Origin of the sequence: Vibrio sp. NFR (assembly GCF_027587095.1) — a bacterium.
GTDB classification, from domain to species: Bacteria; Pseudomonadota; Gammaproteobacteria; order Enterobacterales; family Vibrionaceae; genus Vibrio; species Vibrio harveyi.
In genome coordinates this window covers 26,284-46,758 of sequence record NZ_JAPPTN010000016.1, presented here as the reverse complement: position 1 = coordinate 46,758, position 20,475 = coordinate 26,284, and the positions used below count along the sequence as shown (strand labels likewise).

At 45.3% G+C, this 20,475-nt stretch carries 17 protein-coding genes; all 17 read right to left on the bottom strand.

The window, feature by feature from the left end:
- Positions 1–7 precede the first annotated feature (7 nt).
- Entirely contained in the window at positions 8–1,453 is a 1,446-nt protein-coding gene (tldD, locus tag OH463_RS22850) for a metalloprotease TldD (protein WP_005444369.1), read from the bottom strand.
- A gap of 11 nt (positions 1,454–1,464) precedes the next feature.
- A complete protein-coding gene (locus OH463_RS22845; RefSeq protein WP_017187897.1) occupies positions 1,465–2,286 on the bottom strand; it encodes a carbon-nitrogen hydrolase family protein in 822 nt (273 codons plus the stop codon).
- A 39-nt stretch (positions 2,287–2,325) separates the two neighbouring features.
- Positions 2,326–6,204: a YhdP family protein gene (locus tag OH463_RS22840; protein ID WP_269992748.1), complete on the bottom strand. Its 3,879-nt coding sequence runs from the start codon at positions 6,202–6,204 to the stop codon at positions 2,326–2,328.
- A gap of 11 nt (positions 6,205–6,215) precedes the next feature.
- Positions 6,216–7,685 (bottom strand): ribonuclease G, encoded by a 1,470-nt coding sequence (gene rng / locus OH463_RS22835; RefSeq protein ID WP_005444363.1) that lies wholly within the window; start codon positions 7,683–7,685, stop codon positions 6,216–6,218.
- An 18-nt stretch (positions 7,686–7,703) separates the two neighbouring features.
- On the bottom strand, positions 7,704–8,273 hold the full coding sequence (locus OH463_RS22830) for a Maf family protein (protein ID WP_009703017.1): 570 nt from the start codon (positions 8,271–8,273) through the stop codon (positions 7,704–7,706).
- A gap of 4 nt (positions 8,274–8,277) precedes the next feature.
- A complete protein-coding gene (gene mreD / locus OH463_RS22825; protein ID WP_005444359.1) occupies positions 8,278–8,766 on the bottom strand; it encodes a rod shape-determining protein MreD in 489 nt (162 codons plus the stop codon).
- Entirely contained in the window at positions 8,756–9,646 is an 891-nt protein-coding gene (gene mreC / locus OH463_RS22820) for a rod shape-determining protein MreC (RefSeq protein WP_005444357.1), read from the bottom strand. Before mreC ends, mreD begins: the two co-directional genes overlap by 11 nt.
- A 147-nt stretch (positions 9,647–9,793) precedes the next feature.
- Positions 9,794–10,837, bottom strand: a complete 1,044-nt coding sequence (locus OH463_RS22815) for a rod shape-determining protein (RefSeq protein ID WP_005381144.1) — start codon at positions 10,835–10,837, stop codon at positions 9,794–9,796.
- 152 nt (positions 10,838–10,989) lie between these two features.
- The gene (locus OH463_RS22810) at positions 10,990–15,297 is read right to left on the bottom strand and encodes a DUF6701 domain-containing protein (RefSeq protein WP_269992747.1); all 4,308 of its coding nucleotides are present in this window, start codon (positions 15,295–15,297) and stop codon (positions 10,990–10,992) included.
- Positions 15,298–15,305: 8 nt separating this feature from the next.
- The gene (locus OH463_RS22805) at positions 15,306–15,749 is read right to left on the bottom strand and encodes an MSHA biogenesis protein MshP (RefSeq protein WP_017187900.1); all 444 of its coding nucleotides are present in this window, start codon (positions 15,747–15,749) and stop codon (positions 15,306–15,308) included.
- On the bottom strand, positions 15,739–16,452 hold the full coding sequence (locus OH463_RS22800) for a PilW family protein (protein ID WP_017187901.1): 714 nt from the start codon (positions 16,450–16,452) through the stop codon (positions 15,739–15,741). Before OH463_RS22800 ends, OH463_RS22805 begins: the two co-directional genes overlap by 11 nt.
- A complete protein-coding gene (locus OH463_RS22795) occupies positions 16,452–17,033 on the bottom strand; it encodes a prepilin-type N-terminal cleavage/methylation domain-containing protein (protein WP_101961063.1) in 582 nt (193 codons plus the stop codon). The genes OH463_RS22800 and OH463_RS22795 overlap by 1 nt, the downstream gene beginning before the upstream one ends.
- Complete coding sequence (locus OH463_RS22790; RefSeq protein WP_101961062.1) at positions 17,030–17,578, bottom strand: type II secretion system protein; 549 nt, start codon at positions 17,576–17,578, stop codon at positions 17,030–17,032. Before OH463_RS22790 ends, OH463_RS22795 begins: the two co-directional genes overlap by 4 nt.
- A 119-nt stretch (positions 17,579–17,697) precedes the next feature.
- Positions 17,698–17,928, bottom strand: a complete 231-nt coding sequence (locus OH463_RS22785) for a type II secretion system protein (protein ID WP_005432800.1) — start codon at positions 17,926–17,928, stop codon at positions 17,698–17,700.
- A gap of 73 nt (positions 17,929–18,001) precedes the next feature.
- A complete protein-coding gene (locus tag OH463_RS22780; RefSeq protein ID WP_017817383.1) occupies positions 18,002–18,490 on the bottom strand; it encodes a type II secretion system protein in 489 nt (162 codons plus the stop codon).
- A 290-nt stretch (positions 18,491–18,780) separates the two neighbouring features.
- Positions 18,781–19,242: an MSHA biogenesis protein MshF gene (locus tag OH463_RS22775; protein WP_269992746.1), complete on the bottom strand. Its 462-nt coding sequence runs from the start codon at positions 19,240–19,242 to the stop codon at positions 18,781–18,783.
- A gap of 4 nt (positions 19,243–19,246) precedes the next feature.
- Positions 19,247–20,470: a type II secretion system F family protein gene (locus OH463_RS22770; protein ID WP_005444339.1), complete on the bottom strand. Its 1,224-nt coding sequence runs from the start codon at positions 20,468–20,470 to the stop codon at positions 19,247–19,249.
- Positions 20,471–20,475: the final 5 nt, after the last annotated feature.

Here is a 20,475-nt window from a genome sequence, read left to right as displayed (position 1 = left end):
TTAATGCTTACTCAGTACCACCCACGGTGATTGAATCGAGCTTCAATGTTGGTTGACCAACGCCAACCGGTACGCTTTGACCAGCCTTACCACACACGCCAACGCCTCTGTCGATGCTTAGGTCGTTACCCACCATAGAAACTTGCTGCATTGCTTCGATACCTGAGCCAATCAACGTTGCGCCTTTCACTGGGCGAGTGATTTTGCCATCTTCAATCAAGTACGCTTCCGATGCAGAGAACACGAACTTACCAGAAGTGATGTCCACCTGACCGCCCCCGAAGTTTGGTGCGTACAGACCTTTCTTCACTGTAGAGATGATCTCTTCTGGCGTGTGCTCACCCGGCAGCATGTAAGTGTTGGTCATACGTGGCATTGGTAGATGCGCGTAAGACTCACGACGACCGTTACCTGTAGGATTCACACCCATTAGGCGTGCGTTCAACTTATCTTGCATGTAGCCCTTAAGCACACCATTTTCGATAAGTGTGTTGTATTGACCGTTCACACCTTCATCATCCACGTTCAATGAACCGCGCAGATCTTTTAGCGTGCCATCATCCACGATCGTACAAAGCGGAGATGTCACTTGCTCACCCATCTTGCCCGAGAACACTGACGACTCTTTGCGGTTGAAATCACCTTCTAAACCGTGACCTACCGCTTCGTGCAGTAATACGCCCGGCCAGCCAGAACCAAGTACCACAGGCATCATGCCTGCAGGTGCTGCTTCTGCTTCTAAGTTCACTAGCGCCATACGAATCGCTTCATCTGCGAATTGGAAGGCTTGTTTCACGCCGTTCGTTTCAGATAGGAAGAAGTCGTAACCGAAACGACCACCACCACCAGCGCTACCGCGTTCACGGCGATCGCCTTTTTCAGCAAGAACACTGATTGATAGACGAACCAGCGGACGAATATCGCCAGCGTAAGTACCGTCGGTTGCTGCAACTAGCATTTGCTCGTGCACACCGCTGATGCTTATCGACACTTCTTTGATGAGTGGCTCTTTGGTACGAATGTACGCATCCAGAGACAATAACAGTTCAGTTTTTTGTTGCTTTTCCCAGCTTGCTAGTGGGTTTACCGCATCGTAGTAAGCTTGGTTATCAGAACGCTTGAATGCGTGCACTTTGCCGTTTTGACCTTGCTGCGCAATACCACGCGCTGCAATCGCACTTTGCTTCAAACCTTCTAGTTGAATTTGGTCTGAGTAGGCGAAACCGGTTTTCTCGCCTGTGACTGCACGTACACCGACACCACAGTCAATATTGAAAGAGCCATCTTTAATGATACTGTCTTCTAGAACCAGAGACTCATGCCAGCTGGACTGAAAGTAAATGTCCGCATAATCGATCTGGCGCGTCGCAATGCTCGCTAGTGTGTCAGCGATGTCTTGCTCTGTCAGACCGTTTGGGGCAAGGAGTGCCTGTTCTATTTGGTTTATGCTCATAGTTAGCTCTTTTATTTCCGTTTCAATTCATTTTGAAAGCGACTGTGTTGAGTCAGCGGCATATTCTGCCTTACTTGCTGGTTGTGTGACAAATCTATCTCTGCCACCAGCAGTCCTACTTGGTCATTCAATTGTTGGTGAACGCGCCCCCAAGGGTCAATCACCATGGAGTGCCCCCAGGTTTGACGACCACAAGGATGCGTCCCCGTTTGCCCGCAGGCAAGAATCCAGCACTGGGTTTCAATCGCACGCGCTCTTAGCAGTACTTCCCAATGCGCCTCTCCCGTGACGGCGGTAAACGCAGCGGGCACAACGATAACTTGTGCTCCTGCTAAGCGTAGTGCTTTAAACAGTTCAGGAAAGCGTACGTCGTAGCAAATACTTAAGCCTACCGTACCAATATTGGTCTCTGCCGTCACGATGCGATTACCTGCACTAAAGGTATCCGACTCACGATAGCTGCCATACCCATCGGCGACATCCACGTCAAACATGTGCAGCTTATCGTAATGAGCAATACGCTCGCCTTGCGGTGAGAAAACCAATGTCGTGGTAGTCACGCCTTGTTCAGTGCGAATCGGCATGCTTCCGACTATTAGCGTTAATTGATTGCGTTGTGCGATCTCAGATAAACACTGCTGAATAGGACCGTTACCCAAAGTTTCTGCGTTCTGGTGATACGCCTCTCGATTGGCAAACTGCGTAGCGTTTTCTGGTGTCACAACCAGCTTCACACTTTGCTCAGCAGCCAATGCGCATTGCTTGGCAATGAGGTCCAGATTCTCCTCGATATCTGGACCTGATGTCATTTGGATGATGCCAACACGTTCCATGTATTCAATTCCTTGTTCGTCGGAAGACTAACCGCGCAATTACTTCGCTTGCTCACGCAGTTTTTCTGGCAATTTGTATTCACCTTTGCTTCGTGAAATCTCTTTTACGGTAGGTGAATCCAGAGGGCCTTTCACTTCGTAGTTTACTTGCGTGAAGACTTCCACTACTGGAGAGATAACCGTCGAAATCGCCAGTACGTACAACGCCGTTTGAGGCGCTACAGCAAAGGCAGTCAGCATAGGTAAACCTGAAGTAATGTCCGGAGTAAAATTCACTTCCGCATCCACCAAGCGGGTGTTCATATCGGCGATGCCACGAATCTTCATTTCACCGGCCAGTGCATCCATCACAATATCGTTGGTGATAAATACACCATCTTGGATTTTGCCTGTACCCGTGATTGAGTTGAATGCCATCCCTTTGTCGAACACGTCGGTAAAGTCGAGCTGCATCTTACGAATGATCGAATCAAGACTAAACAGACCAAGCAATCGCGCCGCGCCACTCACTTCGGTGATCACGCCTTTACCAAATTCGGTAGAGACGTCACCTTGCAAACTTTGAGTCTTCATCGACCACGGCGCGCCATCCCAGTCTAGGTTGGCATTGATTTCAAACGGCGCTTGTTGGATGCCAGAGGTTATCCCAAAGCGCTCCATCAAATCACTGTTGTTATCACCCTTAACTTTCATGGATAGGTTTGAATGACTTCGCTCTTTGGTTAGCTCCCACCAACCGCTCATATCAATACGGTTTTGACCACTACTGAAAGTTACGTTCTTCCATTCAAGTCGATTATTGCCACGCTCGACATCCACGTTTACCTTGCCGACCTTGTAACCTTGCAACCAGAAATCATCAATGTTCAAAGTTAAGTTTGGCATTTCTGCATGGAACTTGCGGTCAAAGTTTGAGATTAGTGGTGCGCTCTGATCTTCACTAGCGAACAGAGAACTGCGCTCTTTCGTCATCTCATCAAAACCTGGAATATACAGGTGTAAATGCTCCAATGAGACGGACAAATCATACGGTTTGAGGTAATTGGCTTTGCCTTTCACTTCTTGACTATCAACATCGAGCTGCCAGCTTAGATTCTTCTTACGTGCATTCAAATCCACATCGTGAAACTCGATACCACCAAGCTCCAAATTCTTCACATCCATGCTAATACGCGTTGGAAGTGGAACAATCGGTGTTTTCATGCTCGACAAAACAGACTGTGTGGTACTTTGTGGAACGTGCATTAAATCCGCCCACTTATCGAGGCTCAAATCATCCAAACGAATTGAGGCGTCGTGTCCTACCACAGGGCTGATTTTGAAACCGCCGTTCCCCACAACGAGATTTGTTGCGGTCAATACTGGGACATCGCCTGAAATGTCGATTTCCGTTTGGTACTTCGCATTTGGGATCTGCAAACGAGCCGAAACACTTTCTTGGTTTCCAGAAGCTTGGAGCTTCGCTTGCCCTTTTTCGCCCCGTTTTTTCCCAAGCGGGTACGGATATTCACTTGCTAACTGACTAAGCTGAGCAAGCACATCCACTTGATAGGTAAAACCCACATCGTTGAGTTGTAGATCGATGTCCATTTGCCATGGTGCATGACCTGAAACAAGGCTTAACCAACGCTCGCCAAGGTAAGGTTTGAGTGGGTCTACCTCCCAATCACCAAGGGTATTGATGGTCACATTGTAGCCTTGCTCGGCGTTCTCACCACGAAAGTCCAGTGAGATTGGCTGCTTCAATAATTCAGCAGATAGACCAGAAGTAGTCACTACATCGTTATCGAACTTGATACGGCCAGTCGCGTTCTCTAACGTCATCGGCGGCGCATCAATATCTACGCGGTTGTTCTTAAGATCCGCATAACCCCATGCGCGAGCATCTTTCTCGGTATCAAATGGGATATTGAGTTGGAATTCTGAATAAACAGGACCACTAACTTGCAGTGCGGTCAACGCAGCCCCCACAGAGTCAACCAGTGGCGTTGCCATCATGTAGTCACGAACTTCATTACCCGGTGCGCTTGCTTTCGCTTCGATCTCGATATGGCCACCTTCTGCAAGCTCGGGAATACGACCTGTGATTCGCTTCGCTTTCACGCCATTTAACGTGGCAGACTTCGAATCCAAGTACATGGCATCATTTTCAAACAACAAATCGAGTTGTAAATCTGTAATGGTTGGCCAAGCAGTATCAAAGCTGAACTTCGCATTCTTCAATCCAACCCATGCTTGGAACATGCCGTTATGCTCTTTATACGGGAAGTCACCTAGCTCGCCATACCAAAGCAGCTTCGCAGTATTGACCTTACCACCCTGAATCGCAGTAGATAGGTAGTCTGTCAAATCTTGCCCAAGTGCTAGAGTTGGAAGGTAACGCCACGTTTCACCAGCGTTGTAGAGATCAGCTTCTGCATAAAACGACAGAAATGGGCTTTGCTCTTTCGGGAAATCGAGACGGAACGCACCCAGCACTTGCAGATCGGGTGTCGCCGCAGTCACTTTATCAGACCACAAACGCCAACCATCTTCATCTTGCTGCCAAACGATGTCGACTTCACCCTGCTTGATGTTTAAAGGCGCTTGGAATACGTCCCCATATGGGAAGACATCATCGATAACCGTCACTTTCGCTTTTGCTTGCTCTAGGTTACCCGAGACTTTGCCTTGCACATGACTAAAGCCAGGCAGCAGCTCCCACTGCGTTAAACCCAATTCATCCAGTTCGGCTGAGTAACGTAGCGTATCTAAACCACCATTCATCGACAGGCGAATGTCTTCCACTCGTCCTTTCGGCGCTAGTTTATCTAACAAATCCGTAGTGGATTCTGATTTAGGTGCTAACTTAACGAGCGGGGTTAACGCTTCAATGTCTAATTGGGATAAGTTGAGTAGCCAGCCATCTGGTTGCCAATCAAAGGCAACATCCAGCTCAGGCCATGGTCGGTCATCGGTGCGGATTTGCAGTGAGTGACCATTTACTTTCCAGCCTTCTTTATCTGGTGAAAGCTTGAAAATACCAGACTCCAGCAGCAGTTCATGACGCCCTTTCTCATTCCACACTAACTCAGAGGGTTGCAGATCGACATAAGCGTAGCTTGGTTGGCTGTGTTGCAACGTCAACCAAGTGTTGAGACTCACTTTGCCTGACTCAACGCCAGACTCATCTTGCATGTAAGTGGTTAGCCAAGGCGTCACGGACACATCTTTTGCACTTACGTAAAATTCACCTGAGATATCACGCAGCGAACCATAATCTTTGAAGTTAGCACGCACTAACAATGAGTTGAGACTTGCGTCCGCAATGCTCACTGTGCCTTCCGCTAAGTGATGCTTACCTTGGTTGCTCCAACGTAATTGCTCGATGTCCAAGCGGCGTGTTTCACCAGACACTGACTTGTACCAAATACGTGAGTCGGTAATCGTGAAATCTTCAAACTGACGCAGTAACAAGGAGTCCAACTGATCAATCAGCTTTGATTCACTTTGGCTGACATTCGCTGCTGGGTCGTTATTTTCTGATTTAGACAACAAATCAACGGTACGAATGTCTAAAGCCAAGTCATCAATGGTGAGATCTGCGACCACAGGCCTAAACTTTAGGAGAGATTGAATCAAGTCGAATTCAATATGAATTTCATCCACGGCAAAGCGCGCGTCTTGGTTATTCGGCAGATTCGCTTCTAGGCCTTGCAGTGCGATAGAGGGATGGCTATTACGCCAAGAGCCAGCAACGCTGGCAATAGAAAAGTCAAAACCTGTGCCTTGCTTGACCCAGGTTTTGATCTCATCTTGGAAGTGGTTAAGTTGTGGCAATGCTACGCGTAGTGTGGTTACTAAGATGGCTAAAAGCACCAATAACGTCACTAAAGTCCACGCGCAGAAACGCCCGAAACGGTTAAAACCAGAATTCACAAATTTTCCAATTACATCATGACGACGTCAAACTGCTCCTGAATGTACAGGGGCTCAGCTTGAATACGAACTTGCTTACCAATAAATACTTCGAGTTCAGCCAGTGCGTGAGATTCATCACCCAATAGTGTTTCCGCTACGTATGGTGACGCGTATACGACAAAGTTGTCTGCATCATAAGCACGGTTCACTCGGGTAATTTCACGTAGGATCTCGTAACACACGGTCTCTACTGTCTTCACGCTACCGCGACCTTCACAAGTAGGACAGCTAGAACATAAGATATGTTCAATACTTTCGCGCGTACGCTTACGAGTCATCTCAACTAAGCCTAGCTGAGTAAAGCCATTAATGTTGGTCTTCACTCGATCTTTTGAGAGCGCCGTTTCCAACGAAGTTAGTACACGCTTACGATGTTCTTCTGACGCCATATCGATAAAGTCGATAATGATAATGCCGCCTAAGTTGCGTAGACGCAGCTGACGAGCGATCGCTTGAGTCGCTTCAACATTAGTGTTGAAGATGGTTTCTTCAAGATTACGACGACCGACAAACGCGCCAGTATTGATGTCGACCGTTGTCATTGCTTCAGTTTGATCAATGATTAGGTAGCCACCTGACTTAAGCTCAACTTTACGTTCCAGAGAGCGTTGGATTTCGTTCTCTGTGTCGTACATATCGAAGATTGGCTTATCGCCTTCGTACAACTCAAGCTTATCAGTCAGCTCAGGAACATACTCAGACGTAAACTCTTTAAGGTTCTCGTATTCAAGACGAGAGTCAACCATAACCTTGTCTAGCTCAGTGCCAACAAAATCACGCAGGATGCGTTGTGCCAAGCCTAACTCACCGTACAAGGTCGAACGGGTTTTGTACTTCGAGCGACGCTCCATGACTTTCTGCCATAAGCGCTTCAAAAATGCCGCATCTTGAGAGAGCTCTTTTTCGTCTGCACCTTCTGCCGCAGTACGAATAATAAAACCGCCGTGCTCGTCGCAGTAGTGGTTAACCACTTTCTTTAGACGCTCACGTTCACTTTCACTTTCGATACGCTGAGAAACGCCAACATGGCTAGCCCCAGGCATAAAGACAAGATAACGTGATGGGAGGGTAATATCAGTCGTCAGGCGAGCGCCCTTGGTACCTAGTGGGTCTTTAACCACCTGCACAACAATATCCTGACCTTGGCGAACCAACTCAGAAATATCACGAACTTGAAATTGTTGCTTTTCGTTTTCCGCCACACACTCAGTATGCGGAACAATATCTGACGCGTGCAAGAATGCCGCTTTATCTAAACCAATATCGACAAACGCCGCTTGCATGCCCGGCAATACTCGGCTCACTTTGCCTTTATAAATATTGCCAACAATGCCACGGCGCGATTCTCGTTCTATATGAACTTCTTGTAGTACTCCACCTTCAATCATGGCCACACGAGTTTCACTCGGGGTCACGTTAAGCAGCAATTCTGCACTCATGTGCACACCTCAAAACAATTATAAAAATTCTTGAATTAGCTGATCGGTTTCGAACAAAGGTAAGCCTACTACGGCGTGATAACTGCCTTCGATTCGGGTGACGAAACGCCCACCGAGTCCTTGAATACCATAACTTCCAGCTTTATCGCATGGTTCGCCTGACTGCCAGTATCGTTCTATTTCTTCTTCAGTCAGAGTTTTGAACCACACGTCAGTGATAACGACCACTGAGTGTTGTTGTTCTTTTGATACGACGCTCACCGCAGTCATCACTTGATGCTGACGACCCGATAAATCGCTGAGCATGCGTTTTGAATCTTCGAAATTTTTTGGTTTTTCTAATACGTGGTTATCGCACACCACCACGGTATCGGAGCCCAATACAACGGAATCAGGCTTAGCCATCGCTAAGCCTGCTTGAGCTTTTTCCAGAGAGAGACGCAAAACATAGTCTTTTGCTTGCTCGTGATCTTGTTTGGCTTCCTCTATATCAGGAAGCACAATATCAAAGTCATAACCTAGTTGAGCAAGCAACTCTTTTCTTCTCGGAGAACCCGATGCGAGAACGAGGGATAAGCCCTTTTTCACAACGCTACCTTACGTGCCATGCGCGACGGACACGTCGCATTAATAAAAACATCCATGGCCAAAGTATACAGTTTATTGCCGCAGTCCACAGAGATAATGGATTAAATACTACGTCCTGGTTCAAATATTCCCCACAGAATATAAGAAGTTCCAGTAGCACGGTAAAAAAGGCAATCAAAATCGATTGTTGCCACAATGCCATGTTACGAATCACCAAGAAGTTCAACGCAACCAAGTAGATAACGATCGACATCATCATCCCTCGGATCCCGAGCGTCGAGCCAATCAAAATATCCCAAAGCAAACCTAAAACCAGAGCGGTACCGACGTTGACACGATGCGGCAGTGCCAGCACCCAATAACAGGTAACGAGGAACAGCCATGATGGACGTAGTAAATCCAAAACGCCTGGCCATGGAATAGTTTGCAGGACTAGCGCGACGAAGAAGCTGACGCCGATGACCATTCGGCTTCTAAATACACTATTGGCCATCGGTTACCTCTTGTTCTGAACCTTCTTCTACATTGGACTGCAGTACTTTGTGTTGACGGTCTTCATTCGGCCAAATCAATAGCAAGTAGCGCAGACGATCAAACTCAACCACAGGTTCCGCTTTGATTGATGCGAATTCTTGGCGAGTATCGTGATCCACATTCGTAACAGTTGCGACTGGGTAGCCTTCTGGATAAATACCCCCAAGACCCGATGTCACCAGCAAATCGCCGACTTGGATATCGGTACTGGTTGGGATGTGCTCTAGTTGGATTTCATCCACTTCACCATTACCGGAAGCGATAACACGAATATCGTTACGAATCACTTGGACTGGAATTGCGTTTTTCGCATCTGTTAACAACAAGACACGTGCGTTGTGCGCGGCCACAAACGTTACCTGACCAACGATACCTTTCTCGTTGATAACAGGTTGACCAACGTAAACGCCATCAATACGACCTTTATCGATCACCACTTGGTGGCGGTACGGTGACGTGTCCACAGCCATCACTTCTGTGACGACTTTCTTCTCGTCACGGACGAATGAAGAGCCGAGCAGTTTCCGCAGGCGCTGGTTTTCTTCTTTATATTGGTCGAGCAAGATCAGCTCGCTCTTCAGGCGAAGCACTTCGCGCTTCAAATTGCGATTGCCTTCAATCAGTGCCTGACGAGTATTTAAACTCTCGAACATTCCATCGAACATGCTACGAGGCAAATTAGCTGCGTATTGGATTGGCGCAACCATACTGTTCAATAGGTATCGGACGTTGGAAAACGTATCTAGACGGTTATCAGCCAGCATCAAGCTCGCCGACACGATGACAGCAAAAAACAGACGCAATTGCAGAGATGGACCTCTGCCAAAAATCGGTTTCATCTTGTTTTTAACCTGATTGCTACCATGATTATTGAGCCTTACTTGGCAACCTGAGAATCTGACATGAAGAGATTCTAGGTATGGAGCAGATTGAAATTACAGAGAGCAGAAATGAAGGTGAAGCCCATATGGACTCCACCCTGCACTTTATTCTTCAGAGAATAGATCGCCACCGTGCATGTCGATCATTTCTAGTGCTTTACCGCCGCCACGAGCCACACAGGTTAGTGGATCTTCAGCGATAACCACTGGAATACCAGTTTCTTCCATTAGTAGACGGTCTAGGTCTTTCAGTAGTGCACCACCACCTGTTAACACCATACCGTTTTCAGAGATATCAGACGCAAGCTCTGGTGGACACTGCTCTAGTGCAACCATCACTGCCGATACGATGCCTGACAGTGGCTCTTGTAATGCTTCTAGGATTTCGTTTGAGTTCAGGCTAAAGCTGCGTGGCACACCTTCTGCAAGGTTACGACCGCGAACTTCGATCTCTTGAACTTCATCACCAGGGTAAGCAGAACCGATTTCGTGTTTGATCTTTTCAGCCGTTGCTTCACCGATCAAGCTGCCGTAGTTACGACGTACGTAGTTGATCACAGCTTCATCAAAGCGGTCACCACCAATACGTACAGAAGAAGAGTAAACCACACCGTTTAGTGAGATAACCGCAACTTCAGTTGTACCACCACCGATATCAACCACCATTGAACCTGTTGGCTCAGAGACACGCAGACCTGCACCGATTGCTGCCGCCATTGGCTCATCAATTAGGTAAACTTCGCGCGCACCAGCACCTAGTGCAGATTCACGAATCGCACGACGCTCAACTTGAGTAGAACCACAAGGAACACAAACCAGTACACGTGGGCTTGGTTTAAGGATGCTGTTGTCATGCACTTGCTTAATGAAGTGCTGAAGCATTTTTTCTGTTACGTAGAAGTCAGCGATAACGCCATCTTTCATTGGACGGATAGCTGAGATGTTACCTGGCGTACGACCAAGCATCTGTTTTGCCGCATGGCCTACAGCAGCAACGCTTTTTGCAGAACCTACACGATCTTGACGAATAGCAACTACAGAAGGTTCATCAAGGACAATACCCTGTCCCTTTACGTAAATTAGAGTGTTGGCAGTACCTAAATCGATAGATAGGTCGTTTGAAAACATGCCACGAAGTTTTTTAAACATATTCTTCGCTCATCCTGCAAAAATTTAGAAGACAAAAATTGTCCTAAATGTACCAATGCCTCGCTGTCACAGCAAGGCATTGGTACACAAACATGAGCAGAAAGCCTCAATTTCTTGCAGTTTCCTTACTTAACGCAAGAAACCGAAGTTTGTTATTGTCCGGTTAAGCCCGGTTCACCACGATAAATCACTCGGTCATTGCCTCGATGAATACCAAACGTGACTACCGATGATGGGTTTTCTTCGGAGCCATCTTTATCCCAGTCGTATTTGAGCCAAGGGAGCGAATTGCCACCACCTTCAAGATTAAGCCATACGCGAGTTTGCTGGCGATACGGCTCTGCTTCTTTTGCTGTTACAGAACGAGAATGACCAGAAGCGACCTCTCCACCAGCCCCTAACGTGACATCCTTAGGTTTCGCATTATCACCTTTAGGCCAAATATGCTCTTGTTTAGCCTTCACACCAGTAACATCGGTTTGGCTGTCATTTGGGTTAGCAATAAAGCGGCTACCATTCCAGTATTCAACTCGTAATGGCACTCTCAGCGTCGAGCCTTGGTTGCCACCGACATCATCTAGGTCTACACGGCCAAAGCGGATGTCAGGTTGGGTAGGCAATAACCCCTCACTACCATCGATAGATACTGGGTCCTTATTATCATCCGCGGATTTGATTGATATCGCCGTATCTTTCGCGTTCTCGTTAAAGTTGAGCGGACCATCTGGGTAACTTGAGCCAGAACCTTTTAATAGCTCTAACCCATCCGTCGTTGAACCAGTAAACTTACCTAGACTTCTTGAAGTGACATAAGCAGCACCATTATTCACCCAAGTCCCCGTATAGGTTTTGTTCAAAATAAAACGAGGCTGATAAGAGCTAGTATCTTTCAAACCAAATTTTGCTTGTAAGCCACTAGAGAAGAAGGCGTAGTTTGTTAAAGCGCCTTTATCCGCATTTAATGCCTCAACATAAAACTCCTCGACGCCAAAGCTTTGTCCCATATAAGCAAAGTTTTCTTTATGTGGGTAAGCCCATTGATTTCCTTTCGCTTCATCAACTCGGAAATACTTAGGGTAGAAACGACCAATATTTTCTTCTGCTGGCGTAATGGTGAAAGCTTTACTGCCGAGATACGTTTCAGGTGGTGTAATCGTAAAATCAAAAGCACCAACTTCAGACACAGTTTGCGTCACTGACCCCGTACCATTAGTTAGATTGATATGATCGTATGTGGTCGTCCCTAAAGTGCCAGGAATCGCACTATCAAACTGCGGGTAAGATACTTTATGACTAATTGTTAAACCTGATTGTTGATAGTTTTGTGCTGGCTTCTTATCATCACCAAATTGATAGGCCGTCACTTTCATTGTGAACTCTTCTCCAGCAGCAACCAGTTTCTGGCTACAAGAGCCTGAACCACACAGACCACCATCAACCGTCAATTTGAGATATGCTGGAAAACTCACAAAGCTATTCTGTCCTAACGAATCCTTTTCATCTTTTATTTTCGCCTTCAGCGCGACTTTGCCTGCCTCTGGATACTTTAAGTTGAAGTAAGCTTTGCCTTGCTTATTAAAGTAGACATCAGCAACCTCAACAGTATTTGTCCCAACGGTAACCTCGTTACTGAAAGAACCATCTCTCTTTTTGAAAGAGACATAAACGGGGACTGATACTGCATTGCTTGTCGGTTCGATTCTTTCAATGGATAACTGAACATCTCGATTTTCGCCGTCACCTCCTTGTTGGCTTGGTGAACTACAAAACTCCAAATAAGGCGAACTTTGATTGCTATATTGTGCCTGTCCTTTGGTATTGAAGAATGGCTTACCAGCGACCTTATCTGGAACCGTTACACCCAACGCCGCAGAGTTAAATACGATATTACAGTTTTGCTCAGATAGCGGACCACCAGCGATACGACACTTCGCTCCGTCAAAACCAAACTGTGGAACCGAGCTACTTGCAATTCCAAGTTTTGCTGAACCTGATTGGAACGCTTGTAGCTTCAACGAAACAGAGTCAGAAAACGTAACATGATCTCCCCCTTCCCATGCGACAAGAGAATCCGATTGCGGCAATAAGGACACCGTCACAGGATCAACCGTTGCTCCCGGGTTCGAGCTCAATACTGAAGATGGGTACGTTTTCGAACAAGAAGCATCCATACATGCTCGTAGTGTTACCTCGGACGCCTGACAAATACTGCCAGTACCAGCGTAATCAAATTCGAAGTGGTGAATGCCTTCCGTTATTTTCTGGTATTTATCGGCACAAACTTGGAAGTTATCCATTTCATGTACGTTGGTAATGTCACCAGTCGAGGCGGTAATCGACACGCGGAAATTTTCTGGAGGCGTGGTTTGCCCAAAACCTCTCATAACATCAAATTTGGAGATCAATGTTGTCCAAGAGTTCGCACTACCGATCTTACGCTGAATCGTAATGTAGACTTTACCTTGTTGTTTAGAATCAATGATAACTTTGTATCTATGATTAGGATCGCGGCGTCTATCTAAGTCACCAACATTGTGGTTACCTTTAATATAGCGATAACCTCCCATCCATTGCCCAGACCCGTTCTTAATCCCAGAACCACGAATTGCGACTGTATTTGGCTTAAACCCTGGTCGGTAATGACTATCCTCAAAGCTACCTTCTCTTGAGTAGTTGCCGTATTCATCGATACCAAACCCAAGCCAACCGCCAGCAAAACCTTGTATGTTAGGTTTCACGCCATAGCCAAGTGGACCACCAAATGCCCCAGTTTGTGGCGGCACATTAGCATCAGATAAAACCAATGCCACACCATCAGCCCCAGAGCCGGAGTGCGCATAGTGGTCAAACTCCACTTCAAGGTAGTTATCTTTCGAAGGGAATAGATAGTTGTATGCCGATGCTGTTGCTTGATTTCTTTGAGACGAGTTTAAAACGAATCGACCACCAGATGGCGTAGGTTTGATGCTTTGCCCAAAGCCAATAACAGACCAGTTGCTAATATCATTAGCATTGAAGTCTTCCATTGGAAGTAAGTTACATTGTTGTACTGGGGGCTCAACCGGACAAGAGTAATCAGGTTTCTGAATCACAACTCTCTTTTTCATCGTAAGATGACGTGCAGTAACGGAGCCATAAACTGTTATCGGGTTATTGAAATTAACAGTATCAGCTAGAATAAACCCATAAAATTTTTCAGATCTGGTTTGGAAGTTCACCGTAGCATTTGGTGCATAAATCGTTGCATAGTAGCTTGTTGTCACATCAATAGGGTTAGAGAAAACAACTGAGCTACCACTCACATTAATCCTTGAGTTGTTATAAAAAGAGTACTTTGTGTGACCAACGTGCTCCCAACTACCAAAAGTCACTGTCGAATTTTGAGGAATAACAATTTGTAAATCATCACGTGAGCCAGACTCAGCCTTAAAACTACGAATATTAGTTCCATCAGGTAAAATTACTTTTACCTGCTCTGAAGGAGAACTATATTGGCTAACCCATAAGCTATCAAGATTACTTTTTATTCGAACTTCAATGCCACTTTTACCATCGATATTGTAACGAGTTGTGCTACACAAGCCTGTTCGACTGCATTGATACTCAATATCATTCCCTCGTAGAGTTAACGAACTATATCCAAAATTTGTAGAAACGCCGAGAGGTTCAGAAGCTTTTCTTGCTTCTATATGCCCATCCTTATTACCAACATCACATCCAGTATTACTCCCACAAACTGGAGAACGATATAATCTATCTCGAGCATCATTTATATTCGCCTTATCAAAACCCGCCAGAATATATTGAGCTTTATTTGGTTGTTGAGCATTTGACGAGTAATAAAATAGGTCTTCTTTATTTGTGACCGTATAGAAGCTTTTGTAGTCTTCCGACCAACCTAATGCACGCGCACTCTTGTTTGGCACATTAAGTGTGTTTGCTGAATAACCTTTCATCCCCTGAATTGGCTCAGGGAAATATTGACAAATATTGCTAGGTAATTCAGGTTCTATTGGAGCAGGTAGACCGCCATCGCAATCAAGTTCACTTGGGCTTCCTTGTTCATAAAGACTTAACTTACCATTTTTCAAGTTAACATTATTCATTGTACTAATTAGTTGCCAGTCACTTTCCCCAGCAAACTTACGGTAGTATTTTAATGTCCCTGAGCGTCCATTTGCTTGGTGCTCAAGACGAATATTGTAAACCTGATCTTTTAATAAGTTTGGCTCATAAAAATAAAAACGAGCCCCCCAATATTTATAACCGTTATACCAAAGCACTTCGCGAGGATGGCGTCCACTGTGCTCTAAATACACATAGCTATTTGATGCAGGACCAACCACATTAAAGGTTACAGTAAAATCTTTATTTCCCCACACATCACAAGTACCAGCTTGAGCAGGAAAATTAAGCAGGCAAGCAAGCATTGTAATTATGATTAATATTATTTTTTTCATTATTTTATTTACTCCCTAACCCAAATCTCTTGTTGCCGCTCTACTTGTGCAACCCCGGAACCACAAATTGCTGTGGCTTGCACTCTGAAAAGAGATTCAGCTTCAGAGGTACCTGCGTTAAAGGTACCGATATTTGAACATGTCATAGTATTGATTCGGCAACCCGAGCCTTGTGTAATCTGTGTAGGAGGAGATGTACTACCGCTTTCAATCTTAGAGCAAACATCAGCGATGACGGAGCCATCTGTGTTTAATGGATAAAGCTGAGTTAGTGCCCACTCATTGGCAGATTGAGCAATAAACCAAGCTTTGGTGCCTAAGAATTCTCTCGTTAATGTACTTTGGTTTGACCAACTTACTCTCATCAAAGAAGCAGCTAAGTACCCCATCACAATGATGACAAACAACACGACGATCAGAACACTACCTTGTTGGACATTTCTACGGAACATTGAGCACCTGCACGTCTTGTTGGTAAACACTACGCTCCCCGTTTTGAGTGAACTCTAAATTGATGTGTACAAGACCACCACGCTGCAGCGTTGGCTCTAGATAGTACATATCACTTACAGAAGTATCGACACTATCCGCGACTGTAATTCCATTGCGCGTTATTTGATTATTTTCGAAGCAGTAACGTACTTCAGACTTATCTTGATAGACGTAATGACGGCTCGAAATAGAAGAGCCCCCAATCGTACTGGCAGCCCCACTAATAACAAAGACATCACCAGTTTTGGCTAGACCACCAACATCTAAACTTTGTGAAGAAGAAGGTTGCAGATCTTCATAACGGCTCGGATTAATAACCATCCAAGCGTTAGCGGGCATTGGGTTTAACGTGGCGTCATTGCCCAATAAGAACTCCAAGTCGTTATTTGTCAGTGTGTAGAACCCTGAATACTCGATAGGTACAAACTCTAAACACTTCGTCGTGTCATCAGGCTCATGAAAACTATTCGGTACCGCATGGCGAATTTCTCGAGACATTTTCTCCAACACAAACTGGGCTTGAGTTTGCATACGTTGTCGGTCAATTGTATCCGCATAACCTTTCATACCAAGCTGAACATAACCCGCAATACCCAGCATGATAAAACTCCCGATCACAATGGTGACGATCATTTCCATTAAGGTAAAACCACGAGCTTTCATCAGTAGTTCCCTCTTATGGCAGTGAGTGTTAATGGCTGAGTGTTGCTTGCAAAAATAGTAATAGTGATTTTTTTATAGTTAGTGATGCCTGTCGTTTTTGCCGTAGATAAGTTGTCGTACGCAACTCCGACCTCAACACGGAAATTGCGATATTTATCTTCACCGCTCTTCCCTAATACATCAGCAATACTCCCACGCCTCGCACCTTGGCACTGACCTACCGTTGTAGACGTGCTCCAACACCCGATATAGTCATCTACATCATTAAAATCATTAGGCGTTGCCTCCAAAGAACCGTCGAATTTTCTATCAGCACCTAATTTACTCACCTCAGTGCAATTCACACCGCTCTCACCACATCGAACATTACCACCATCGAAGTCACTGTTTTCATCAAAGCCGCGCGCCAATATTTGCGACATAAATCCCTGCCCTAAGGCAGCCGCACGCATTTGATAATGAGGCATTGCTGAATCACGAATTTGAGGAACTAAAAAAGACGTAAACGCTATCATCGCAATCCCCATAAGAACGATGGCAATGATCATCTCAATAAGCGTCATACCAATGTGCTTCCTCATGAGCATGCTCCCTCCGAAACATAGCCCTGAGGGTTGATCAATACTCGGCACTGGCTTTGACCGTTTTTATCTTGAATAAGAATAGAAATACCAGCAGAGGAAACATTGAGAGGATTACCCAATAGATCAAATTCAATGGGACTAGAGGCACCATTAATAATAGAAAACTGTGCTGAGTTATCGACAACAACATCGCTTCGAGCATCTCGTTCCTTACTAGCCAGATTGCACGCTGCACTAGCTCCTATACAAGTACTCGTAATCGATAGACAAAAGTTAGTGTAGCCAGAGTCCTCTCCAACTTTGTAGCTACTGGGTAGACACCTTTCAGGATAAGACTTGTTTGGGATATTGATATTCGACTGCATGCGATTCACTTGAACTTGGCGAATCACAGAAATGGCTTGTTCTTGAAGTGCAAATGCCGACACACTGCCTTTACCCATAAAACGGCTGGCAGCAAAAATGGAGAGAATAGATAAGAGAACGATCACTAAGATCAATTCCATCAAGGTAAACCCTAATGTAGAGCTGCGAATTTTCATAACCCAACCTTAGGCTTAAGACAAGCGAAGTAAGTATACGATGAAATTATGAGAATAATGATAGGTTTATAAGTTTTAAATTCGAAGTGTGAGCAAGTGTACAAATAACCATCAACAAGTTATTTCTCTCCTTTCGAGCGCTCCAGTTCTTCTTCAATTCGATCGTAGGTTTCTTTATTGCTTAGCGTTTCAGAAACGTGCTCAGCGGTTTGCTTAGTTTGCTCCCACTTAGCCTCGTAAGTTTCTGGTTCAAAGCTGATAAATCTTGGTAATACCACATAACCGATCACACCTAAGATAATCAGCACAACCACAAATTCGATTGCACTAAGACCCGATGATTTACGCATATGAACTATTCCGAGATTAATCAAAATAAGGAGATAAAGGCCAGACTAGCTGGCCTTCATGAGAAGATAGTTACTATTTCTCACATTCCTTGTTTGCCGTTGTGTTTTCAATAACCTTAACAACAGCTGGAGTATCCTTGTCTTTTGCGCCAGTGTACTCTACACATTTATCTTCATAGTTCTTAAAACCATATGTGATCTTGCCTGGGTTGCCGCCTGCTGCTGCTGTTACTTTTTTAGCTTCCCAGTCATCTGTCGTTAAACCATCAACAACTAGTGCTAATGCTGTCGCTGTAGGCTCTGGATACCCGAAGTCTAAATTAAGTGTCGATGAACCAACACTAATTGCGCCGTCAGCAGTCGATTCTTGTCCATTAACCGCCGCCTTACCATAAGTAATACCAGCCGCACCAGCCATTGCGCCTTTTAGACCATCAAGCGCTGAATCACGAGCATCGTCCTGTAGGTTAAGGAAACGTGGTGCTGCAGTTACCGCTAGAATACCTAGGATTACAATTACCACTACCAATTCGATAAGGGTGAAACCACCTTGTCTTTTCATTGTTTACTCTCTCTATGTAAGCATGCAGAGTGACTGCAAAGTTTATCGGTCACACGACCATTTTGGATATTGTCAAAACGGTTTTGCGTCTCAACACACTAAGCGAAATTAGTTAGGTGAGTACTTTCTCTACCGCTTGAGCAGAATGACGATTCGCCATTGTTAAGTAAAAGCTGCGCTAAAAAGTGAATAACCAAATGGTTTACTTTCAATTACAACCTTTTTCTTATGGTAATGTTTGCATTATACCGACTTTCATTCCTATTTATAGTACTTAAGTGTCAAAAAATTCACTCCGCCGACATTTCGACGTCTATTTTCAGGTAATTAGCGTCAGATATAACGACAACTCTCTGTCCATTTTCATAAGTATAGTGACATGTATAACTATTACTTTTAATTGCTCCACGAATTTCTAACAACTCGCTCGCCATAATTTTACGTTGCGGGTAATGCACCGCCAACCAAAAGCCACAATCCAGAACCCCGTCTTGACGAAATGGCGACACTAGACCTGCTTCTGTCATATCGAGTTCAAACCCATCCATCGACATATGTTTGGGCTCACCATGAACTATCCACGCCTGATGATAACGTTGCACACTATCTTGCATCCAAATCTTGGCAAGCTTGGCTCCGGTGACTTGCGCTTGCTGTTCTACTGGCTTGAGGCTGTGCACAAACGCCACCAGCAAAATTAACCCAATAACGCCTGCAAGGATAAGCGTTGCGCGACTCTGATTTTCAACCACTGGTTTAGCCACCTTTGATGATGTCCAGCATCCCCCACATTGGAAGGAAAATACCCAGTGCGAGCACCATAACCATGCCTGCCACAATGACCAAAAGTAGTGGTTCAATTCGAGCTGTCAGTGTCTTCAAGTCGTAATCCACTTCTCGATCGTAGAAGTCCGACACTTCTAAGAGAAGCTCATCGATACGACCAGTCTCTTCACCCACCGCTATCATTTGAATAACCAAAGGCGTAAAAATTTTACTGTTGATTGCCGTGACAGAAATGGTACTGCCCGCTTCAATAGCAGACTTCATTTCTAGAATTCGGTTTTCCAAGAACTTGTTGCCAAGCGCCTCACCGGCCAGAGCTAAAGACTGGTTTAGAGGTACACCCGATTTCAGCATCAACGAAAAGGTTCTTGAGAAACGAGATAGCTGCGCTCGGTTTACGATATCGCCCACGATTGGCAATCGTAGACGGAACTTATCGAACTTCTCTCGACCATCTGCGGTTGCAACCCAAGCTCTAAATAAAAAGAATGCCCCAACGATTGCCGCAATGAGCAGCCCCCAAAAATTCACAAAGAAGTTAGAGGTCGCAATCAGGATTCTGGTTGGCAAAGGAAGCTCCACCCCAAAACGGGTAAACATCGATGCAAACTCTGGGATCACCAGAATGTTCAAAATAAACATCGCTATAGTGATGAACACAATAACGAATGTTGGGTAACGCATTGCAGCTTTAATTCGCTTACGAGTTTCCAGTTCTTGCTCGTAGTAATTCGCCAATTGCAATAAAGCTTGGTCTAGTCGACCTGTGTTTTCACCAACGTTGATCATAGAGACAAACAACGGGCTGAATACCTTGGAATGTGGCTGCATTGCCGAGGACAAGCCACGACCATTGCTCAGCTCCGCTACCACATCTTCAAGCGCTTCTTTGAGCTGTTTGTTTTCGCAGTTTTGCAGCAGCCCACGCATAGAACGCAGCAGTGGTACACCAGCCTTAGTCAAACTAAATAGCTGGCGAGAAAACAGGATAATCACTTCAAGCGGAATCGCCGGTACGAACAATTTAGACAGGCTAACTTTGCTCTTTACCGCTTCTTTTTCCAAACGCAGGTTAAGAGGAATGATCCCCTTATTCATCAATGCTTCCGCTGCAGCTTCAGAATTCACAGCATCGACTTTGCCACTGGTGGATGAGCCGTCTAAAGTGCGACCTTGATAACGAAAAGTTGGCATTCACT

Coding starts and splice junctions, on each gene's coding strand:
- OH463_RS22780 (WP_017817383.1), bottom strand. CDS start 18,490: ATGAAAAGACAAGGTGGTTTCACCCTTATCGAATTGGTAGTGGTAATT.
- mreC (WP_005444357.1), bottom strand. CDS start 9,646: ATGAAACCGATTTTTGGCAGAGGTCCATCTCTGCAATTGCGTCTGTTT.
- OH463_RS22815 (WP_005381144.1), bottom strand. CDS start 10,837: ATGTTTAAAAAACTTCGTGGCATGTTTTCAAACGACCTATCTATCGAT.
- OH463_RS22795 (WP_101961063.1), bottom strand. CDS start 17,033: ATGAGGAAGCACATTGGTATGACGCTTATTGAGATGATCATTGCCATC.
- OH463_RS22770 (WP_005444339.1), bottom strand. CDS start 20,470: ATGCCAACTTTTCGTTATCAAGGTCGCACTTTAGACGGCTCATCCACC.
- tldD (WP_005444369.1), bottom strand. CDS start 1,453: ATGAGCATAAACCAAATAGAACAGGCACTCCTTGCCCCAAACGGTCTG.
- OH463_RS22800 (WP_017187901.1), bottom strand. CDS start 16,452: ATGAAAGCTCGTGGTTTTACCTTAATGGAAATGATCGTCACCATTGTG.
- OH463_RS22785 (WP_005432800.1), bottom strand. CDS start 17,928: ATGCGTAAATCATCGGGTCTTAGTGCAATCGAATTTGTGGTTGTGCTG.
- rng (WP_005444363.1), bottom strand. CDS start 7,685: ATGAGTGCAGAATTGCTGCTTAACGTGACCCCGAGTGAAACTCGTGTG.
- mreD (WP_005444359.1), bottom strand. CDS start 8,766: ATGGCCAATAGTGTATTTAGAAGCCGAATGGTCATCGGCGTCAGCTTC.
- OH463_RS22790 (WP_101961062.1), bottom strand. CDS start 17,578: ATGAAAATTCGCAGCTCTACATTAGGGTTTACCTTGATGGAATTGATC.
- OH463_RS22845 (WP_017187897.1), bottom strand. CDS start 2,286: ATGGAACGTGTTGGCATCATCCAAATGACATCAGGTCCAGATATCGAG.
- OH463_RS22805 (WP_017187900.1), bottom strand. CDS start 15,749: ATGTTCCGTAGAAATGTCCAACAAGGTAGTGTTCTGATCGTCGTGTTG.
- OH463_RS22810 (WP_269992747.1), bottom strand. CDS start 15,297: ATGAAAAAAATAATATTAATCATAATTACAATGCTTGCTTGCCTGCTT.